The sequence below is a fragment of the Sandaracinus amylolyticus genome (genome assembly GCF_021631985.1).
GTDB classification, from domain to species: domain Bacteria; phylum Myxococcota_A; class Polyangia; order Polyangiales; family Sandaracinaceae; genus Sandaracinus; species Sandaracinus amylolyticus_A.
The window spans coordinates 2,152,750-2,171,381 of record NZ_CP070225.1; the positions used below are offsets into that span (position 1 = coordinate 2,152,750).

Genomic DNA, 18,632 nt, shown 5'->3' on the forward strand with positions numbered 1-18,632 from the left:
GAGGATCGTCGGAGCGCGGTGCGGGCCGAGTCCTGGGGGGGAACCGGCCCGCGCCGCGGAGCGCAGGGACACGTACCAGGGGGACCTCCGCCACGGGCGCGGGAGCAGTGGCTCCCGCGCCCGTGCGCGGCGGATTGGACAGGAGAAGCACGTGCATCGATCCCGAACCGCGTCGAGCTCGTCGCTGCGCATCGTCGCGCGCGACGAGACGGAGCCGGTCGCACCGAGCGCGCCGGTCGCGCAGCTCGTGTCGGACGCCGTGCGGATCGAGCGCGCACCGAACGAGCGCGCGCGCGCGCTGAGCCGCATGCCGTGGATCACGTCGCCGGCGTTCGCGTCGGTGCGCCGCAACCGGAGCTCGGCGCTCACGCGCAGCAGCGAGATCGAGATCGACGTGCGCATCGAGAAGACCGCGGTGTACCCGGTCTGTCCCGCGCCCACGTGCTCGCCGCGCGGCGAGCGCCGGCGCGTCGAGGCGATGGCGAGCGCAGGGATCGCGATCTTCGAATGGAGCGCGCACGGGGATCGCCTGCACATCGAGGGCGCGCTCCACGGCGCGATCGAAGGCGCGACGTGCCGCGAGGAGCTGCTCTCCTGCATCGATCCCGCGCAGCGCGCGGCGCTCTTTCGCGCGCTCGAGGACGCGGCGCGCGGCGAGCAGCGCATCGAGATGGAGCTCCGCATGCACGGTCGCGACGAGTGGCTGCTCCTGCGCGGAGAGGGACGTGTCGATCCCACGCCGCGCGTGATCGGCGCGCTGGTCGACGTGACCGACGCGAAGCGACGCAGCGAGGCGCTCGCCCAGGCGCTCGAGGCCGAGCGCGCGTCGCGCCACGAGGCCGAGCGCGTGAACCGCGCGCACGAGGAGTTCGTCGCGATGCTCTCGCACGAGCTGCGCGGCCCGCTCTCCGCGGTGCTCGGATGGGCGCAGATCCTGCGTTCGGGCGCGTGCGATCAGCCCACGCTCGCGAAGGCGATCGAGGTCATCGAGCGCAACGCGCGGGCGCAGGAGCGCATCGTGTCGGACCTGCTCGACGTGGCGCGTGCGCTCGCGGGCAAGCTGCTGCTCGATCGCGCGCGCATCCGCGTCGCCGATCCGGTGCGGGCGGTGGTCGAGGGCCTGCGGGGCGCGGCGGAGCGCGCGCAGGTGGAGCTCACGCTCGGGCCGCTCGCGCGCGACGCGTTCGTTCTCGCGGACGTGTCGCGCGTGGAGCAGATCGTGTCGAACCTCGTCTCGAACGCGCTGAAGTTCACGCCGCCGAAGGGACGCGTGCGTGTCTCGGTGGAGCGCACCGCGGAGGTCGCGCGCATCGTCGTGGAGGACACCGGCCGCGGGCTCGATGCGGACACGCTGCCGGTGCTCTTCGTGCGGTGGCGCCAGGTGCGGCGCAGCGACTCGAAGCGCGGAGGCCTCGGGCTCGGGCTCTCGATCGTGAAGCAGCTCGTGGAGCTCCACGAGGGACGGGTGAGCGCGACGAGCGAAGGCGTCGGGCGCGGCAGCACGTTCGTCGTCGAGCTCCCGCTGGTGGGCGTGACCGAGCGACCGGACGCGGTGCTCGCGCCGATCGAGGCGAGCATGGCGCTCGCGGGGCGGCGCGTGCTGGTGGTCGACGAGGATCGCGACGCGGTGGAGCTCGCATCGCGCGCGCTGCGCGCGTCGCACGCGGAGGTCGTGGCGACGTCGTCCGAGGACGATGCGTGGCGCGAGCTCGAGTGCGGTGGGCCCTGGGACGTGCTGGTCGCGGAGCTCGGTGGGCCCGACGAGCGCGGTCGCTCGCTCGTGCATCGGTGGCGGCTGCGCGAGCACGAGCTGGGCGCGCCGCGCCTGCCCGCGCTCTGCGCATCGGTGTATGCGCGCGCGGTCGATCGACAGCGCGCGATCGAGGCGGGGTTCGACGAGCACGTGGTGAAGCCGGTCGCGCCGCACGCGCTCGTCGCGGCGGTCGCGTCGCTGGTGTCGGGAGGCCGAGTCCCTCGATGAAAGCCCGCTTTTCGGGCCGTTTCGCCGCGCTCGGCGCGCATAGGTGCTGAGAGGCGCGAGGGAACGATGCGACCGATCGGCAGTGTACGCGTCGAGTACGTGAGAGATGGGCGCGGCGTCGAGCTCGCACGGGTCGAGCTCGGTGCGCCGAGCTGGTGGGTCAGCATGGCCGAGGGGCTCGTGCTGCTCCTCGTCGTGCGCGGCGAGGGCACCGCGCGCTGTCGCGGCGAGCGTCTCGTGCTGCACGAGGGCCTCGCACGACTATGCATGCCGCACGAGGTCGCGGTCGTGGAGACGGAGCGCACGCCGATCGCGCTCGCGCTCTTCCAGGTCCCGCGGACGCTCTTGCGCACCGCGCCGGACGGCGTCGAGCGCTTCGAGGTGAGCCCTGCGCTCGCTTCGCTCGCGTCGGACGTCGCGTCGCGCTGGAAGCGCGAGGCGCGCGAGGGGATCGACGACGCGCTGACCGAGATGCTCGCGCTGCTCCCGAGCGCGCGGACCATCGCGGCGGAGCGACCGCGTCGCTCGGTGCTCGAGCCGGGCGCGGTGCGGCGCGCGCGGCTCTACCTCGAGAGCCGCTTCCGGACGACGCCGACCCTCGACGACCTCGTGGCCGAGAGCGGCGCGAGCAAGTTCCACCTCGCGCGCTCGTTCCGCGCGTACCACGGCGTGCCGCCCCACACGTACCTCAACTACTACCGGCTCGCGGTCGCGCGGACGCTCATCGCGAGCGGTGCGCGCGGCTCGGACGCCGCGGTCGCGACCGGGTTCGCGGATCAGAGCCACTTCAGTCGCTCGTTCCGCAAGCTGATCGGCGTCTCGCCGCTCGCCTACGCGCGGGTCGGTGATGCGCGCCCGACGGGTCGAGGCTCGTCGGTGCGACGGGTGCCCGACGTGCGCACCAGCGATGCCCCGGGGCCGCGCGCATCGTCGGACGAAGGCGCCTGAAAAGCGCGAAGGCCGCGCGGCGAACCGCGCGGCCTTCGTCGTTCGTGTCGTGTTGGTGCGCGCTGCTCGCAAGCGGGTGGGGACCCGCGCGCAGCCCGGGGGTCGACAGGGGGGCGCGCAGCCCCCCGGGGAAGCTCAGCTCAGTACGCGCCGGCCTCGAGCCCGCCGATGACGTTGCGCAGCGGCGCGGGCGCGAGCTGCGGGCTCGCGCTGCGCTGGCGCTCGCACTCCACGGCCCAGAGATAGAAGCACGTGTAGTAGACGCCCTTGAGGTAGCCCGAGACCGCCCAGAACGTGTTCGTCAGCGTGAAGAACACGAGGATGCCGGCCGCCGGGTGCACGTTCATCGCGAGCCACGAGTACGCGGCGTACGCCGGGACGATCGTCACCGCGCTCAGCAGCCACGACACGAGGCCCATGCCGACGATGCCCACGCCGACCTGCGTCGGGTCGTTCTCCATGAGCGCCTTGCTGCGCTTGAGCGCCGCGAAGAAGCCCTGCTGCTCGACCACGAGCGCCGGCATGATCACGTAGGTCGCGGTCGTCCAGATCATCCGGATGACCCCGAGGATCATCGGACCGACGAGGCGCATGATCCCCTGGCGCTGCGACGCGAGGTTCGAGAGGAAGTCGAAGATCGCCGACACGACGGCGAACACGAGGATCCCGGGGCTCGCGCGGAGCGTGCGGCTGAACGCGGAGCCGATGCCCGCGGTGCCCGTCGTGACCTGGTCGTACACCATCGACGCGGTCAGGCCGCCGCAGAAGTAGTCGATGAAGTAGAGCGCCGTCAGGCCGACGATCGTGAAGAGGTAGCCGAGCGTCTGCTGCCACTCGATCGGCGTGAACGCGAGCACGATCGCGAAGAGGATGTTCACGGGAACGGCGATCGCGAGGTTCAGCGCGACGGGCGTCAGGAGCTTCGGGTTGTCCTTCACCATCCCGAGCACCTGGCCCATGAAGCCGAACACGCGGAAGAACGAGCCCATCGTCACACCCCCAATCGGTTGAATTCTCTGCGCGAGTGCTCGTCCCGTGGGTCCCGGACGGGAGCGCGCGAAGCGCGCGTACGGCAGGGACCTGCGGGCGAGCCGAATTCGCGGTGCGAGGCTATCACGATGGGCGGGACGGATGTCCAGCGTGTCCGTCGAAGGGTGGCTACGGCATCCCGGCGCCGCGCGGGAGGCGGCCCGGCTTCGCGAAGCACACCACGGCGTCGTAGCCGCCGAACGCGAGCGCGTTGTTGAGCACCACGTCGACGTCGTGCTCCTGCGCGACGTTCGCGACGACGTCGACGGGGCACTCGGGATCGGGCGTCTCGTAGTTCGTGGTCGGCGGGATGATGCCGGTCTGCAGCGTCATCACGCACGCGATGGACTCCATCGCGCTCGAGGCGCCCATGCAGTGCCCGATCATGCTCTTGATGCTCGTGACCGGGATGCGGCGCTCGCCGAACACCTTGCGGATCACCAGCGCCTCGACCGAGTCGTTGTTGGGCGTCGCGGTGCCGTGCGCGTTGATGTGATCGACGTCGTCGATCGTCAGCCCGCTCGACTCGATCGCCTGGCGCATCGCGGTGATCGAGCCCGCGCCGTCGGGGTGGGGGCGCGTGATGTGGTGCGCGTCGCACGCGAGCCCGTAGCCGCCGACCTCGGCGAGCGGCACCGCGCCGCGGCGCACCACGCTGCCCTCGCTCTCGAGCACCAGCATCGCCGCGCCCTCGCCGAGGATCAGGCCCTTGCGGTTCTTGTCGAAGGGCATGCACTTGTCGGGCGACATCGCGCCGAGGCGCGCGAACCCGGCGTACTCGAGCTTCTCGATGATCTCGACCGCGCCGGTGATCGCGACGTCGGCGCGACCCGCGCGGATCTGATCGGCGGCGAACCCGATCGCGTAGTTGCCCGCGGCGCACGCGGCCGGGAGCGTCTGCACCATGCCCTTGCTGCCGAACGCGCGCGCGACGTGGATCGGCAGCAGCGTCGTGCCGTAGCGCGGCAGCTTCGCCGAGGGCAGGGCCTCGTTGCCCTCGTGGATCCACGCCTTCTGCAGCTCGCCGAGCACGTTCGCCTCGCCCATCGTGGTGCCGATGACGACGGCGGTGCGCTCGCCCGCGAGCGCCTGTCCCTTGAGCCCCGCGTCCTCCGCGGCCATGCGCGCGGCCGCGATCGCGAACGCCGAGCAGCGACCGGCGCGGCGCGACTCCGCGGCGTTCATGTAGTCGCGCGCGCGGAAGCCCTTCACCTCGCCCGCGAGGCTGCGCCCGATCGACGCGGTGTCGAAGAGCGTCACGTCGCTGATGCCCGAGCGACCTTCGACGAGCGCCTGCCAGTACGCCCTGCGGCCGAAGCCGAGCGAGCTGACGACGCCCATGCCCGTGACGTAGACGCGACCCATAGGGAGGCGCGATATTGGCGCTCGGGCTCCTCGCGTTCAAGCGCGAGCGCCGTGCGATTTCTCGTCGACGGCGGGCCACCCGGTGCGGGCTATGATGCTCGCGTGCTCGCGGTCGGCACACGGCTCGGCGCCTACGACATCCTCGCGAAGCTGAAGGCCGGTGGGATGGCGACGCTCTTCCTCGCGCGCCGCTCGGGCGCTGCGGGGTTCCGGAGGCACGTCGCGATCAAGGTGGTGCACGAGCACCTCGCGAGCGACCGCGCGTTCGTGCGGATGTTCGTCGACGAGGCGCTGCTGCAGGCGCGCATCCACCACCCGAACGTCGTGCACGTCGAGGAGCTCGGCGAGCAGGACGGACAGCACTTCCTCGTCATGGAGTACGTGCACGGCTGCTCGCTCGCGCAGCTGATGGACGGGCTCGCTCGACGCGCGCGCAGGCTGACGCCGGAGATGGCGTGCAACGTCGCGGCGCAGGTGCTCGCGGGGCTCCACGCGGCGCACGAGCTGCGCGACGAGCAGAGCGCGCTGCTCGGCGTGGTGCATCGCGACGTGAGCCCACAGAACGTGCTGCTCGCCTACGAAGGGCACGTGAAGCTCATCGACTTCGGCGTCGCGAAGGCGAAGAACCGCCAGTCGACGGTCGGGGGATCGCTCAAGGGCAAGCTGCGCTACATGGCGCCCGAGCAGGCGTTCGGGCGCCCGGTGGATCGGCGCTGCGACGTCTACGCGATCGGCATCGTGCTCTGGGAGATGCTGACGATGCGCAAGCTCTTCCAGGCCGAGGAGGACCTCGCGCTGCTCGAGCTGGTGCGCCACCCGAAGGTCGATCCGCCGAGCACGTACGCGCCGGAGATCTCGCCCGCGCTCGATGCGGTCGTGATGAAGGCGCTCGCGCCGAGCGCGGAGGATCGCTTCGCGACCGCGCACGACATGCGCCGCGCGATCGCCGAGGCGCTCCCCGGCGCGCTGATGATCGACGCGGCGAACCTCGCCGAGCTGCTCGCGGCGGTGATGGACGCGACGATCGAGCGCGACCTGCGGCAGCTGCCGCCGAGCGTCTCCGCGGTGATCGAGAACGTGGAGCGTCGCGATGCGCTGGGCGCGCGCGGCGAGGAAGCGCTGAAGACGATGACGATCAGCGCGGCGGGGATCGACTACGCGCCGGACGAGGACGCGATCGAGCGCGTCTCGATCCCGCCGACGATGGTGCGGACGAGCCCGACGCCCGCGATGCCGCAGCCCGCGCCGGCGCGAGCGCCGTGGATCGCGATCGCGGCGGTGGTGCTCGCGCTGCTCGTCGCGATCGGGGTCGGCGCGGCGGTGGTGATGCGCCCGGCGAGCGATCCCGAGATGACCGTGACCCCGCTCGAGCCGATCGGCGGCGATGCGCCCGCGGCGACTCCGACGCCCGTGGTCACGCCCGTCGTCGTGGCGCCCGAGCCGGCGATCGCGGTGCCCACCGAGCCGACCGCGCCCACCGCCGAGGCGGTCCCGGAAGAGCGTCCCGCGCCACCGCGCGAGGCCACGACACGCCCGCCGACCGAGCCCGCGCCGCGCCGCACGCGCGAGCGGCCCGCGCGCCGCGCACCGGTGCCGCTCGCCGACGAGTTCTGATCGCGCCACGCTCGTCGCATGGACGCGCTCCGTACCACGCGCACCGTTCGTCGCTGCGGGAGGATCTCGTTCCGCGTGCGCTGTCCGGAGTGCAGCTATCCCGTCGCGTCGTGGCGCGAGCACTGTTACGTCTGCGAGCACCCGGTCGGTCGCGCGACCTGACTCAGAAGCGCACCATGCCGTCGCCGAGGTTGCCGCTGTAGAGCGGCTCGCTCTCGCTGCTCGTCACCGCGACCGCGACGCCGATCGCGACGCCGATCACCACCGCGGCGCCCACGCCGATGCCGACCCAGAGCCAGGTGTCGCCATCGCCGCCGCGATCCTCCTCGCGCTCGACCACGAACGACGGCGCCGCCTCCGGTGCGGGCTCGGCGCGCGCGACGACGCGCGGTGCTTCGAGCGCGACGGTGCGGACCTCGCCTTCGCCGAGCGCGATCGACTGCCGCGCGACCTCCTCGCCGTCGCGCACGATGCGCGCGACGTGCGCCCCCGGATCGACCGGGATCGGCGCTCCGAGCGACGTGATCGCGGCGCCGTCGAGCTGCACCTCGTCGCCGTCCTCGAGCCCCGCGGTCGCGATCGTCAGGCGCGCGAGGCGCGGCTCGAGCGCCGAGAGCGCGTCCTCCGCCTGCGATCGATAACGCGCCTCGCGACCGCTCGTCGCGAGCTCGAGGAAGCGTCGATAGCTCGCCACCGCGGCCACCAATCGGCCGGTCTGCGCCTGCGCGCCCGCGAGGTTCAGCAGCGTGTTCGGGCGCTCCGCGATCGCCAGCGATCGCTCGAACGCGTCGCGCGCCTCTTCCCACCGCGCGTCGTGCGCGGCCGCGAGGCCCTGCTGGAAGAGCGCGCGCGCCTGCTCCATGTCGCCGCCCTGCGCGCGCACCGGCGCCGCGAGCGCGAAGAGCACCAGTCCGACGATCGCTGCCAGCGTCCGCATCGTCGCCCTCACAGGTCGCAGATGATCGTGCTGCCCGGCGGCGCCCGGCACCCGGTCACGGTGCACGTGCAGCTCCCCGGGCAGTCGTCGCTGCCCGACCTGCACACGCCGCCGCTGCAGGTGTCGCCCGACGTGCAGAAGCGCCCGTCGTTGCACGGATTTCCCTCGGTGACGCGCGCGCACGCCTGGCTCTCGACGGCCGGCACGCGCCCGCACACGCCACCGCCGCACACACGATCGTCGCAGGTGCGCGTCTGGGTGCCGCTCGTCGCGCAGCCCGTGCCGGTGCACGCGCCCCACGTCGGCGGGCACTCGCGCGCACCGCAGGGCGTGCCGTCGGTGGTGCGTGCGCACGCCCGCGACTCCACGTACTCCGCGCCCAGCCCGCACGCTCCGTCGGCGCACAGCGCGGGACGGCAGGTGCGCGTCTCGGTGCCGCTCGTGTCGCACGTGTCCGGGAAGTCGCCGCACCCGCTCCACGCGCCGCACTGCGGATCGCCGCATCCCGCCGAGTCGGTGTCGCGGGTGCAGTCCTCCGTCTCCGTGATCGCGCGCGCCGTGCACGCGCCGCCGGCGCACTCGCCGACGCTGCATGCGCGCGACCGCGTGCCGGTCTCGTCGCACGTCGCGTCGAACCCCGCGCACGCGCTCCAGTCGGCGCAGGTCGGGGCCGCGCAGCGGGTGCCCGCCGTGGTGCGGGTGCACGCCTGCGACTCCTCGCGATCGGTGGGCTCGCACGCGCCGTCGACGCACGCGAACGTGCGCGCGGTGCGGGTCTGCGTGCCGCTCTCCTCGCAGTCGGTCGCGAACGCGCACGCGCTCCACGCGCCTTCGGTGGGCGCGGGGCAGTCCGCGTCGCCGCTGCAGCCGGTGCAACGATCGCTCGACTCGTCGCAGGTCGTCGCGCCGACGCAGGGCGGGCCGTCGTGCGCGGCGCAGCGCCCGTCTTCGCAGCGGTCGAGACCGTTGCAGAACACTCCGTCGTCGCACGCGCCGTCGGCGGGCGCGTACACGCAGGCGCCGCCCTCGCAGGCGTCGGTGGTGCAGGGATCGTCGTCGTCGCAGTCGCTCGGTCCCCCGCAGGTCCGAGGGCCCGCGTCGGCCATGCCTCCGAACTCGTCGAGCCGCGGCGCCTGGCCCTGCCAGCGCGGGAGCGCGTCGCCCTCGACGTCGACCGCGACACAGCCCGCCTCGCCGCAGGTCTCGCCCGCCCGACACGCCGCACGTCCGAGGCAGCTGCGCGCGAGGTGCAGCGTCAGCACGCGCGTCTCGCCCCGCACCAGCGTCACCCGATGCTCGCGCGTCAGGACCGGCGAGCCATCGCGCAGCGCCGCGGCGATCACCGTCACCGGGCCCAGCGCGTCGCCGTGGGGCGCGACGCCGAGCGTCAGCGGCAGGTGCGCGGCGTCGGCCTCGGCGGCCATCGAGGCGCGCTCGACCTCGGCCGTCCCCGAGGGGCCGGTCACCGTGACCGTCACCTCGTCGAGGTCGCGCCCTGGCTGGAGGTCGGTGTCGACGACCACGACGAGCTGGGTCGGGCTCGTGCTGCATGCGACCAGCGCTGCGACGCACAACGCGACCGCGCCCGGAGGTACGACTCGGCGCATCCCATCGATGCTGCCCTCGCAGTGCGAGCGTCCGCAAGTGCAGGGTGGCGTCGCCGGGGGCGATCGGGTATCCGCGCACTCCATGAAGCCGCTCGCCATCACGGGTCTCGGCACCGTCTCGCCGGTCGCGCTCGATCACGCGGGGTTCCTCGCGGCCCTCGGTGCCCCTGCCGCCGCCCGCGCGCGCGCGTTCGGAGGCCCGTGCGCCGCGCTGCCCGCCGACAAGCTGCCGGGGGCGCGCGCCGCGGAGGTGCGCGGCTTCGACGCCAACGCGTTCCTCGGGGACAAGGGCCACCGCAACTTCGACAAGCTCACGAAGTACCTGATCGTCGCGGCGAAGCAGGCGCTCGAGAGCGCGGGGCTCAAGCAGAACGGGCAGTTCGTCGGCAAGCTCGGGCCCGATCAGATCGGCATCTGCAGCTCGACGGCGTACGGATCGCTCGACTCGATCACCGAGCTCAACCTCGTCGCGGAGCTCGAGGATCCTCGCTACATCAACCCGGCGCGATTCCCGAACACGGTGATCAACGCGGCCGCGGGCTACGTGAGCATCTGGGAGGATCTGCGCGCGCCGAACGTGACGATCGTCGACGGCAACTGCGGCGCGCTCGACGCGGTGCTGACGTGCGAGACGCACCTCGCGCACCGTCGCGCGGACGCGTTCCTGGTGGGCGGCGGCGACGTGCTGAGCGAGCCGCTCTACGTCGCGATGCAGAAGCTCGGCGCGCTCGCGGAAGGCGACGACGACTGGGCGCCGGGCCAGGCGGAGAGCGCGGGCATGCACCTCGGCGAGGGCGCGGCGTACCTGTGCGTCGAGCGTCGCAGCGAGGCCGAGGCGCGCGGCGCGAACGTGCGGGCGCTGATCGCGGGCTACGGGACGGCGTTCGAGTCGCCGACGGAGGGCGCGTTCCTGCTGAACGCATCGCCGGTGGCGGTGGCGCGGGCGATCCGGCTGGCGCTCGACGACGCGGGGCTTCCGCCGTCGAGCGTGGACGCGGTGTGCGCGAGCTGCTCGGGGCTCAGCAAGTGGGACGTCGCGGAGCTCTACGCGATCGAGCAGGTGCTCGGAGCGGACGTGGCGGTGGCGGCGCCGAAGGCGATGTGGGGCGAGTGCTTCGCGGGCGCGGGGGCGCTCGGGATGGCTTCGGCGGTCGCGTGGATCTCGTCGGGGGCTCCGGTGGGGCCTCTGCTCTCGGGGCACGTCGAGGGGAGCTGTGACGTCGTGGTGGTGACGGCCGTGGGGTACTACGGGAACGTCAGCGCCGTGGTGATCAAGCGAGCTTGATGAGGCCGCGCGGGGAAGGGCTTCGGCGGGGGCGCGTGGCATGGGGCCCTCGCTGAGCCTCGCGACCGGCGCGCGGGAGCGGTGAGGCGTCGGGAAGCGGGTTGTCGTCGCGCGCGCGAATGCGCGTGCGACGACCGGGCGGGTACGTGGCTGCCGTCGTGTGGGTCGCTGCGGAAGCGCTCGGGCCCCATGCCACGCGCCCTGCTGGTGAGGCTTCGGCCGCGCGCGGAGGGAGAACGCAGCGCGGTGTGGTGTGGAAAGAGCGCGTGATGACGCGAGCGCGCGAAGCGCTCTCGCGCCATCACGCGCGGACCGACTCGCCCTTCGGGCATCGTGGAGCCGAATTGATCGGGCTCGCGCTTCGCGCCTCGCCCCGATTCGATGCGAGCGCCGAGTCCGGGTCCGAGTGCGACCGAGACCGAGACCGAGACCGAGACCGAGACCGAGACCGAGTCCGAGTCCGAGTCCCTACGGCTCCGCGCTCGGAATCGACTTTCAGGCGCCGCAGCGCCGACGCATCCGCCAGATCATCGCGAGCACCCGATCGAGATCACGGTCGATCTCCTCGCAGACCGCTGCATCGAGATGTCGATACAAGCGTGCGAATCGCAGCGCGCTGCGCAGCTCGCTCGCGCTCCCCGCTGCAGTCTCGAGGCGCAGTCGTCGATTCCCACGCGCGTTGTGCCGCTGCTCTCCGAGATTGAGCAGCAGACTCCCCGCTGCGCGCTCCACCTGGTCCGCGAGCCATCGACTGCGCGTCCTCAGTCTCTCTGCATTCTCGCCCAGTCGAGCGACCGCGCGTTCGGCGACGACCTCGACGTCCAGCACACCTTCGTTCCCGCTCATTCTCGCCCTCCTCGCTGGCTCCCTCCGGAGCACGCACCGCGAGGGCGAAGCCCGGTGCTCCGGAGGGGGACGGCGAGGAGGACCGGGTCACATCCGTGCCCTTCCTCCGAAGAGCGCACACTCCGCCGACGAAGCGCGCACCGCTCGTGACGCCCGTCGTTCGGCGGCGAGAGCGATGCGCGCCGGCGGCGCATCGAGCCTTCATCCACGTGCTCCGAGGCCTCGGACTCGGACTCGCCCTCGCCCTCGGCCTCGGACTCGGACTCGGCCTCGGACTCGGCCTCGGACTCGGACTCGGCCTCGCCCCCCGCGCGCCCCTTGTCATCACGCTCGCGACGGTGAAGCTCTCGACATGACCGGGCCGCGTGCACCTCGGGATCTCCTCGCGTCGTCGCCCAGCGAGACCACGCCGTTCCTCCTCGAGCTCGCGCGCGCCCAGGCGTCACGGCGCACTCCGCGCGATCTCCTCGTGCAGCGCGAGCGCGACGGCTTCGTGCAGCCCTCCGCGCTCGACATGCGGCTCGCGAACCGGCTCGATGCCATCGCGCTCGATGCGGCGCCGGACTACGAGGCGCTGCTCCTCTCGCCGGTCGCGCCGCTCGGCGTGTGCTCGGTCGTCGCGCCGACCTCGCAGGACCGCACCATCTCCGCGTCGCGGGCGACCGAGGTGGTGAGCGATCCGACCAACGTGCTCGCGCTCGAGTGCGCGCGTCGCCTCGCGAAGGAGCCGCGCGCCGACGTGCGGCTCTGCACCGTCCACCAGACGCTGCGCGCCCAGCCGCATCCGAAGCTGCCGGGGTTCTCGCCGCACTTCCGGTTGTTCGCGATGGTCGAGGCCGGCGCGGCGCGCGCCGACGACGGCTTCGAGGTCGACGCGTTCGAGCGCTCGGTGCGCACCATCGATCGCCTCTTCGACGCGTCGTCCGCGCTCGGCTGCGCGATGCCCGCGCGGCGCGCGATCGTCCGCGCGACCCCGGAGCGTGAGGTGATGGCGAGGCGCGTGATCGAGCGCCTCGAGGGCGCGCTGCCGCACGTCGAGATCGTGCGCGAGCCGCTCGAGCACGCGTACTACGACGGCCTGCGCGTGCTCTTCGGCGCGCGCACCGCGACCGGCGCGACGCCGCCGCTCGCCGACGTCGGCCGCTTCGACTGGATGGCGAAGCTGACGTCGAACCGGAAGATGCGCTTCGTCGCGACCGGGCTCGGGATCCAGCTCCTGCCGATGCTGTTCGGCACCTGAGCCCTCGCCGGAGTGCTCGTCCCGCGGGTCCCGGACGGGAGCGCGCTTCGCGCGCGGACGGTAGAGACCGGCGGGCGAGCCGATTACCTCTGACCGTGCTCCCCGAACGGCCGGCGCGGGCTGCGCGACCGGGGGGCGAGGCCCTGGCCGCGTAGGGTCCGACGCACCGGTGCGTAGAGGTCGCGCACTTGAAACGGCTGCTCTCGAAGGGTACGAAGACCGGCCGTTTTCGCCGGGGAAGAACCGAATGAGCTGGATCAAGGACAAGGCCCACGCCGAGCTCGCGCGCATCCGTGAGGCCAAGGAGAAGCAGGTCTATCCGTTCTTCCGCCCGTTCGAGACGGGAGGCCTGCACACGACGATCGCGGGTCAGCCGCTCGTCAACTTCAGCTCGAACGACTACCTCGGGCTCACCACGCACCCGAAGGTGAAGGAAGCGGCGAAGGCCGCGGTCGATCGCTACGCGTGCGGCCTCTCGAGCTCGCGCGTGCAGGCGACGACGGTGGCGCACGTCGAGCTCGAGGAGCGCCTCGCCAACTGGTTCAAGCTCCCGAAGTGCCTGGTCACGACGACGGGCTACCAGGCGATGGTCGGCACGATCATGTCGCTCGCCGACATCGACACCACGCTGGTGCTCGATCAGCTCTCGCACGCGTGCATCCTCGACGGCTCGTTCCTCGCGGCGGGCGTGCCGAAGAGCGGCGCCGAGATCCGCTTCTTCAACCACAACAGCGCGAAGTCGCTCGACCGCGTGCTGCGCACGAAGGAGCGCAAGAACGCGCTCGTGTGCATCGAGGGCGTGTACTCGCTCGACGGCGATCAGGCGAAGATCGCGGAGCTGATCGAGGTGTGCGCGAAGCACGACGCGTGTCTCGTGCTCGACGACGCCCACGGCACCGGCACGCTCGGCGTGCACGGCCGCGGCATCCTCGAGGAGCACGGGCTGGAGGGGAAGTTCCCGAGCGAGAAGCTCGTCGTCGTCTCCACGTTCAGCAAGACGTTCGGCGGCATCGGCGGGATCATCCTCGGCGACGAGGAAGTGGTCGATCACATCAAGCACCGCGCGCGCTCGTTCCTGTTCAGCGCGACCCTGCCGGTGCCGATCGTCGCAGCGGCGAGCACGATCCTCGACATGCTCGAGGAGAACGGCCCGCAGCTGGTCGGCGAGCTGCGCGAGAAGGCGGGCTACATGCGGAAGTCGCTGAAGGAGATCGGGTTCGATCTCGGGCACAGCGACACCCACATCATGCCGGTGATGTGCCGCGAGGAGCGCAAGGCGCTCTTCATGCACGTCGCGCTGATGGAGAACGGCGTGATGATGGTGCCGATCACGTACCCGGGCGTGAAGCACGGCGAGGAGCGGCTTCGTCTGAACGTGACGCGCGGGCACTCCCGTGAGGACATGGACAAGTGCCTCGATCTCCTGAAGACGTACGGCGAGGCGTTCTTCGTTCTCTCGGGGGAAGAGATCGGAGCGCTCGAGGTCTGAGGGATCGGCCGCGCGCGGAGAGGCTTCGGCCGCGCGGGGGACGAGGTGCGCCGCTCGGTGTGGCGCGGACCGACTCGCCCTTTGGGCATCGTGGAGCCGAATTGTCCGGGCTCGCCCTTCGGGCGTCGCCGAGCTCTTCCGCGACCACGAGCAGTGGGAGACCAAGCCGGTCGAGGCCGTGGAGGACGAGCTCTGCGGGTCTGTCTCGGCGCGCTCACGATCGCAGAGCGCTCACGCGAGCAGAGCGACTCGCGAGCGGCGTCAGCGATGGAAGGTGAGCACGGCGCCCGGGTCTTCGCGGTCGGACGCGCCGGTCGCCACCACCGCGAGCGTGCCGTCGGGCAGCGCGGCGACGAAGTAGTCGTTGTAGTGGTGGGTCGAGAGCGCGCGGGCCCACGCGGGCTCGAAGGTGATCGGATCGAGCCCCATCAGGAATCCGCTCCACTCGTCGTCGGAGAGCGTGGTCCCGGCGATCTCGAGCTCGCCGGTGAAGGGCCGCGCGATGACGAGCTCGTCGCCGCGGAACGTGGCCTCCGGGCCCCCAGCGTAACCGGTCCACACCCGGGGCCAGGTGTCGCCGACCTGGAGCTGGAGGATCGTGCCGCCCGTCGTCCCGAGCAGCACCGGGCGTCCGTCGGGATGCATCAACGCGCCGTATTGGTGGTGCCAGCGCCGCGACTCGATCGGCGTGAGCGCGCCGTCGTCGAGCGACACCCACGACACGAACGATCCCGCTCGGTCCGCGAAGCCCCCGCCCTCGGCGTCCCGACCGAACAGGAGCGCGCGGTCGCCGTGGATCGCGGCGAAGCTCACTCCGACGTCGACGTACGGCTCGCCGGCGATCGGCGCGGGCGCGACGAGGTGCCGGGTCGCGAGGTCGTCGGGCGCGAGGATCGCGGCGAAGGGACCGTGCCGCACGTCGCTCGCTCCGACGCGCCCGGGGCGGCGCATCGATCCGCCGACGACCACCGCGTCGTCCGACGCCGCGATCGCGCGCACGTAGGGAGGCGGGGACTCGTCGCTCGTGATCGTCGTGCTCGCGAGGACCGTGAGCGCGCGGTCGAAGCGCACGACGGAGAAGGCGTCGGTCACGCAGCCGTCCTCCACCAGCGCGTACAGATCTCCGCCGGGGTGCGCGGCGAGGCCGTGCACTCCGAACGACGCGCCCGAGCAATCGATCGCGACGGCGCGGGTGCGGCCCTCGGGTGTGAAGCAGGCGATGAACGCGTCGCCCTGCATCACCTCGAGGAGCTCGTTGGACGCCTCGCGACCCCTGCGGATCCCGCCGAGGCACGCGTCTCCGTCGGCCGTGGCCACGAGATCCCACACCCCGAACCCGGGCGGCAGCTCGATCGCGCGCGGCACGGCCGGCCCCGCGTCACCCGGCGACGCGGCGTCCGCTTGCGCCCGCCCAGCGTCGACGTCGAGCTCGAGCGACGACCGGCTCCCGCATCCGAGCACGCACGACAAGAGCAGCCATCCGAGTGGCTGCAGCACGCGGTCCACCGACCGCCAAACGGTGTGCATCGCGCGGGAGGATACGCGGTGCACCGCCCGACCGGGTCCCCGATGCGAGCAGCGATTCCTCGCCGGAACGCTGATCTCGGCGGTCAGACCGACCCTCGATGCTCCTCCGTCGCCGAGGTCGGCGATCGAGCCGACCCTCGATGCTCCGCCCGAGCCGATCTCGACGATCACGGGACCGGCGGAGCTCGTCCACCGCTCACCTCAGCGACTACACCGACCCTCGAAGCGCGGCGGACGCTGATCGCAGCGTGCCGCTCGACCCTCGAAGCGCTGCCGTCGTCGACCTCGGTGTCTCGCCCGACCCTCGAAGCAGCCGAACGCTGATCTCAGCGATCGCGCCAGCCTCGCGACGCCCCGAACGCTGACCTCAGCGATCCGGCGACCCGCGAACCTGCCGATCGCTCAGGTCCGCGATCACCCCGACCCTATCGGGCGTCGCGCGCTCTTCTTCGTGCGCAACGCCCCTCGGCTCGCGCCGAAACCCTGGATCGTGCGGGGTGAGCGTCACCGACGTCGCTGCCGCGCTCCTCTCACCGACGAGCAGAGCGATGCCGCGCCCCGGATATCACCGTGCGATCCAGATCCGGCCCGAGCCGATCACGTTCGGAAACTACTGCGACGGCGTCCGCCTGGGCGCGAGCCACGTCAAGCCGCTCGCCGGCTCGCTGCGCGCTGCGGCCCCCGGCGACCTCTCGCCGACCGCGCGGGCGCAGCTCGACACGATCGACGACATCGCGGTCGTGATCGACGACATCCGCACCGCACGCCACGGATCGGCCGCCGTGAAGCCGGCGTTCGACCTCCTCGGCGCCGCGTTCGGCGCCACGCACGACACGCTGCTCGCGAAGAGCCGACTCCCGGGGCCGAGCGATGGCATCGGTGCGCGCGCCGCAGCGCTCGACGCGTGTCTGTTCCCGAACGGCCTCGGGTTCATCCGCTGGGACGCGCACGCCGCGTGGTCCGAGGCCGATCGCATCCTGCGGGTGATCGCGCAGCTCGGCCTCGAGGCGGAGCTCGACGCGATGATCGGTCCCGAGCTCCGCGCCACGGCCATGACGTCGTGCGACGCGCTGCGCGAGGCGCTCGGGATCGGAAGCGCGCCCCGCGAGACGCCGCGCTCGAAGGCGCTCCAGCAGGCGATGCACGCGTTCTCGCGCGAGGTCAGCCGCTACGCGCGGATGCTCGCGGCCGACGTCGACACCACCGACACGACCTCCGTCGAGCGGTTCCGGGACGCGGTGATGATCCCGTTCGACACGTTCCGATCGCGCCGGGGCACGCGCAGGAAACGCACCGACGTCCGAGAGCAGCCCGCGCCCGGAGATCCGTCGACCCGCCCGATCGACGCGCGTTGAGCGTCTCCGCCCACGCGCTGCGAGGGCTCAGATCGGAATCGACGTGCACCCGAAGATCACGTCGAGCCCTCCGCTCGTGTCCGCCGTCTCTTCACGCGCGAACTCGCACGTGCTGGGGCACAGGATCACGCGCGTCGGGTCCGTCGCGTCGTCGTAGTGCCATCCGCCGCGCGTCGGATCACACGACGCCGCCGAGCCCGCGTACGGGATCGTCGTCGAGCCCGACGCGCCGCGGATCTGCACGTTCACGCGACGCGGATCGAGCAGCGTGCCCTCCGGCGGCTCGGGCATCGCGACCTCGCACTCGATGCGCGAGGTCTCCGCGACCGTGCTCGCGACGCTGTTCAGGAAGGGGCCCCACGCCGCCGCGCCGGCGCAGATCTGCGCGCGCACGCCGCCGGTGCGCGCGACGAGATCGGTGTACGTCCAGCCCGGGCTGTCGGGCGTTCCGCCGCCCGGGAACGTGCACGTCTCGTCCTCGTCGGTCTCGCTGCCCCAGCCGTAGATCGCGTTGAACGTGTAGCCCTCGAAGAGCGTCCCGTACGCCGCCGTGCGAAGCCCCGGCCCGAGCGTGCGCGTGCTGAACGGGTTCCCCGCAGGCCCCGGGAAGTCCTCGAGCGACGTGACCGTGAGCCGCGGATCACTCGCCTGACAGGTCGCGCCGTTGCTCCGCCCGGGATCGCAGGTGCGCGAGTTGTCGTCGCTCACCACGACGATCGTCTTCGTCGCGTCGTCGCGCAGCAGATTGCGCCACGGCGCCGAGCCGACGTCGGACGTCTCTCCGTAGCCATCCGTCTGCGCGAGCGTGCCGAGGATCTGCTCGACGGGCTGGGTGCTGCGGATGTCGACCTCGACGTGGAAGAAGCGCGGACCATCGCCGCAGTTCGCGTCGCCCGCGAGCGGCTGAGGAATGCAGACCTGATAGCGATCCCCGCCGCCGACCGTCGTCGCGCCGCGACCGCGCAGGCTCAGCATGATCACGCGGTAGTCGAGATCGCGCCCCGCGATCAGATCGACGAAGTCGTTGATGCCCGTCTGGACCTGCATGATCGCGTCGTCCATCGAGCTCGAGTTGTCGACCACCCAGATGATGTCGACCGGCCTTCGCTGCACCTCGACGAGCGAGCTGCCCATCGCGCAGCCGGCGTCGGGGTCGAAGATGATCGGCGCGTCGGTGGGCGGCGCGTCGACCGGCATCGTCGCGTCGACGGGACCGGCGTCGAATGGAGCCGCGTCGACGGCTGCGTCGACCAGCAGGCCCGATGCGTCGTAGCCCTCTGCGCGCTCGGTGCACGCAGGCAGGACGAAGGGAAGGGTGAGGGCGAGGAGCGCCGCGACGCGACCAGACGGCAAGTGCACCGATCGAGCTTATCACGGTGCCGCGACACCAAGCCGGTGACGCCCCGGCG

The 18,632-nt window shown here is 72.3% G+C and carries 15 protein-coding genes; 8 read left to right on the top strand and 7 right to left on the bottom strand.

Features of this window, described 5'->3' with window-relative positions; all coding sequences use genetic code 11:
* The first annotated feature begins 151 nt into the window (after positions 1–151).
* Positions 152–1,981 carry a hybrid sensor histidine kinase/response regulator gene (locus tag I5071_RS08830; RefSeq protein WP_236604971.1) on the top strand — a complete coding sequence of 610 codons (1,830 nt, stop codon included), beginning with the start codon at positions 152–154 and terminating at the stop codon, positions 1,979–1,981.
* Between the two features lie 99 nt (positions 1,982–2,080).
* On the top strand, positions 2,081–2,929 hold the full coding sequence (locus tag I5071_RS08835; RefSeq protein ID WP_236604972.1) for a helix-turn-helix transcriptional regulator: 849 nt from the start codon (positions 2,081–2,083) through the stop codon (positions 2,927–2,929).
* Between the two features lie 140 nt (positions 2,930–3,069).
* On the opposite strand, the gene I5071_RS08840 is transcribed toward I5071_RS08835, so the two are convergent.
* Both I5071_RS08840 and I5071_RS08845 read right to left on the bottom strand, forming a co-directional pair.
* A complete protein-coding gene (locus I5071_RS08840) occupies positions 3,070–3,918 on the bottom strand; it encodes a DUF6159 family protein (protein WP_236604973.1) in 849 nt (282 codons plus the stop codon).
* Positions 3,919–4,087: 169 nt separating this feature from the next.
* Positions 4,088–5,323, bottom strand: a complete 1,236-nt coding sequence (locus I5071_RS08845) for a beta-ketoacyl-[acyl-carrier-protein] synthase family protein (RefSeq protein WP_236604974.1) — start codon at positions 5,321–5,323, stop codon at positions 4,088–4,090.
* A 102-nt stretch (positions 5,324–5,425) separates the two neighbouring features.
* On the opposite strand from I5071_RS08845, the gene I5071_RS08850 reads away from it, so the two are divergent.
* Both I5071_RS08850 and I5071_RS08855 read left to right on the top strand, forming a co-directional pair.
* Positions 5,426–6,937: a serine/threonine-protein kinase gene (locus I5071_RS08850; RefSeq protein ID WP_236604975.1), complete on the top strand. Its 1,512-nt coding sequence runs from the start codon at positions 5,426–5,428 to the stop codon at positions 6,935–6,937.
* A gap of 18 nt (positions 6,938–6,955) precedes the next feature.
* Positions 6,956–7,099: a hypothetical protein gene (locus I5071_RS08855; RefSeq protein ID WP_236604976.1), complete on the top strand. Its 144-nt coding sequence runs from the start codon at positions 6,956–6,958 to the stop codon at positions 7,097–7,099.
* Between the two features lies 1 nt (position 7,100).
* Here I5071_RS08855 and I5071_RS08860 read toward each other — a convergent pair whose 3' ends face one another.
* Together I5071_RS08860 and I5071_RS08865 are read right to left on the bottom strand one after the other, a co-directional pair.
* Complete coding sequence (locus I5071_RS08860) at positions 7,101–7,874, bottom strand: tetratricopeptide repeat protein (RefSeq protein WP_236604977.1); 774 nt, start codon at positions 7,872–7,874, stop codon at positions 7,101–7,103.
* Between the two features lie 8 nt (positions 7,875–7,882).
* Positions 7,883–9,481 carry a hypothetical protein gene (locus I5071_RS08865; RefSeq protein WP_236604978.1) on the bottom strand — a complete coding sequence of 533 codons (1,599 nt, stop codon included), beginning with the start codon at positions 9,479–9,481 and terminating at the stop codon, positions 7,883–7,885.
* 82 nt (positions 9,482–9,563) lie between these two features.
* Here I5071_RS08865 and I5071_RS08870 point away from each other — a divergent pair, with 82 nt between their 5' ends.
* Entirely contained in the window at positions 9,564–10,766 is a 1,203-nt protein-coding gene (locus I5071_RS08870; RefSeq protein WP_236604979.1) for a beta-ketoacyl synthase N-terminal-like domain-containing protein, read from the top strand.
* A 495-nt stretch (positions 10,767–11,261) separates the two neighbouring features.
* On the opposite strand, the gene I5071_RS08875 is transcribed toward I5071_RS08870, so the two are convergent.
* Complete coding sequence (locus I5071_RS08875; RefSeq protein ID WP_236604980.1) at positions 11,262–11,612, bottom strand: four helix bundle protein; 351 nt, start codon at positions 11,610–11,612, stop codon at positions 11,262–11,264.
* 352 nt (positions 11,613–11,964) lie between these two features.
* Here I5071_RS08875 and I5071_RS08880 point away from each other — a divergent pair, with 352 nt between their 5' ends.
* Both I5071_RS08880 and I5071_RS08885 read left to right on the top strand, forming a co-directional pair.
* A complete protein-coding gene (locus I5071_RS08880) occupies positions 11,965–12,852 on the top strand; it encodes a hypothetical protein (protein ID WP_236604981.1) in 888 nt (295 codons plus the stop codon).
* Between the two features lie 247 nt (positions 12,853–13,099).
* The gene (locus I5071_RS08885) at positions 13,100–14,341 is read left to right on the top strand and encodes an aminotransferase class I/II-fold pyridoxal phosphate-dependent enzyme (RefSeq protein ID WP_236604982.1); all 1,242 of its coding nucleotides are present in this window, start codon (positions 13,100–13,102) and stop codon (positions 14,339–14,341) included.
* A 261-nt stretch (positions 14,342–14,602) separates the two neighbouring features.
* Here I5071_RS08885 and I5071_RS08890 read toward each other — a convergent pair whose 3' ends face one another.
* Positions 14,603–15,868, bottom strand: a complete 1,266-nt coding sequence (locus tag I5071_RS08890) for a hypothetical protein (RefSeq protein WP_236604983.1) — start codon at positions 15,866–15,868, stop codon at positions 14,603–14,605.
* A gap of 548 nt (positions 15,869–16,416) precedes the next feature.
* Here I5071_RS08890 and I5071_RS08895 point away from each other — a divergent pair.
* Positions 16,417–17,223 (top strand): hypothetical protein, encoded by an 807-nt coding sequence (locus I5071_RS08895; protein ID WP_236604984.1) that lies wholly within the window; start codon positions 16,417–16,419, stop codon positions 17,221–17,223.
* Positions 17,224–17,250: 27 nt separating this feature from the next.
* On the opposite strand, the gene I5071_RS08900 is transcribed toward I5071_RS08895, so the two are convergent.
* The gene (locus I5071_RS08900; RefSeq protein ID WP_236604985.1) at positions 17,251–18,582 is read right to left on the bottom strand and encodes a hypothetical protein; all 1,332 of its coding nucleotides are present in this window, start codon (positions 18,580–18,582) and stop codon (positions 17,251–17,253) included.
* Positions 18,583–18,632 lie beyond the last annotated feature (50 nt).

Excerpts from the sequence above, each read along its gene's own strand:
- I5071_RS08870 (WP_236604979.1), top strand. The coding sequence starts at position 9,564 with ATGAAGCCGCTCGCCATCACGGGTCTCGGCACCGTCTCGCCGGTCGCG.
- I5071_RS08860 (WP_236604977.1), bottom strand. The coding sequence starts at position 7,874 with ATGCGGACGCTGGCAGCGATCGTCGGACTGGTGCTCTTCGCGCTCGCG.
- I5071_RS08890 (WP_236604983.1), bottom strand. The coding sequence starts at position 15,868 with ATGCACACCGTTTGGCGGTCGGTGGACCGCGTGCTGCAGCCACTCGGA.
- I5071_RS08880 (WP_236604981.1), top strand. The coding sequence starts at position 11,965 with ATGACCGGGCCGCGTGCACCTCGGGATCTCCTCGCGTCGTCGCCCAGC.
- I5071_RS08875 (WP_236604980.1), bottom strand. The coding sequence starts at position 11,612 with ATGAGCGGGAACGAAGGTGTGCTGGACGTCGAGGTCGTCGCCGAACGC.
- I5071_RS08885 (WP_236604982.1), top strand. The coding sequence starts at position 13,100 with ATGAGCTGGATCAAGGACAAGGCCCACGCCGAGCTCGCGCGCATCCGT.
- I5071_RS08845 (WP_236604974.1), bottom strand. The coding sequence starts at position 5,323 with ATGGGTCGCGTCTACGTCACGGGCATGGGCGTCGTCAGCTCGCTCGGC.
- I5071_RS08895 (WP_236604984.1), top strand. The coding sequence starts at position 16,417 with ATGCCGCGCCCCGGATATCACCGTGCGATCCAGATCCGGCCCGAGCCG.
- I5071_RS08865 (WP_236604978.1), bottom strand. The coding sequence starts at position 9,481 with ATGCGCCGAGTCGTACCTCCGGGCGCGGTCGCGTTGTGCGTCGCAGCG.
- I5071_RS08840 (WP_236604973.1), bottom strand. The coding sequence starts at position 3,918 with ATGGGCTCGTTCTTCCGCGTGTTCGGCTTCATGGGCCAGGTGCTCGGG.
- I5071_RS08855 (WP_236604976.1), top strand. The coding sequence starts at position 6,956 with ATGGACGCGCTCCGTACCACGCGCACCGTTCGTCGCTGCGGGAGGATC.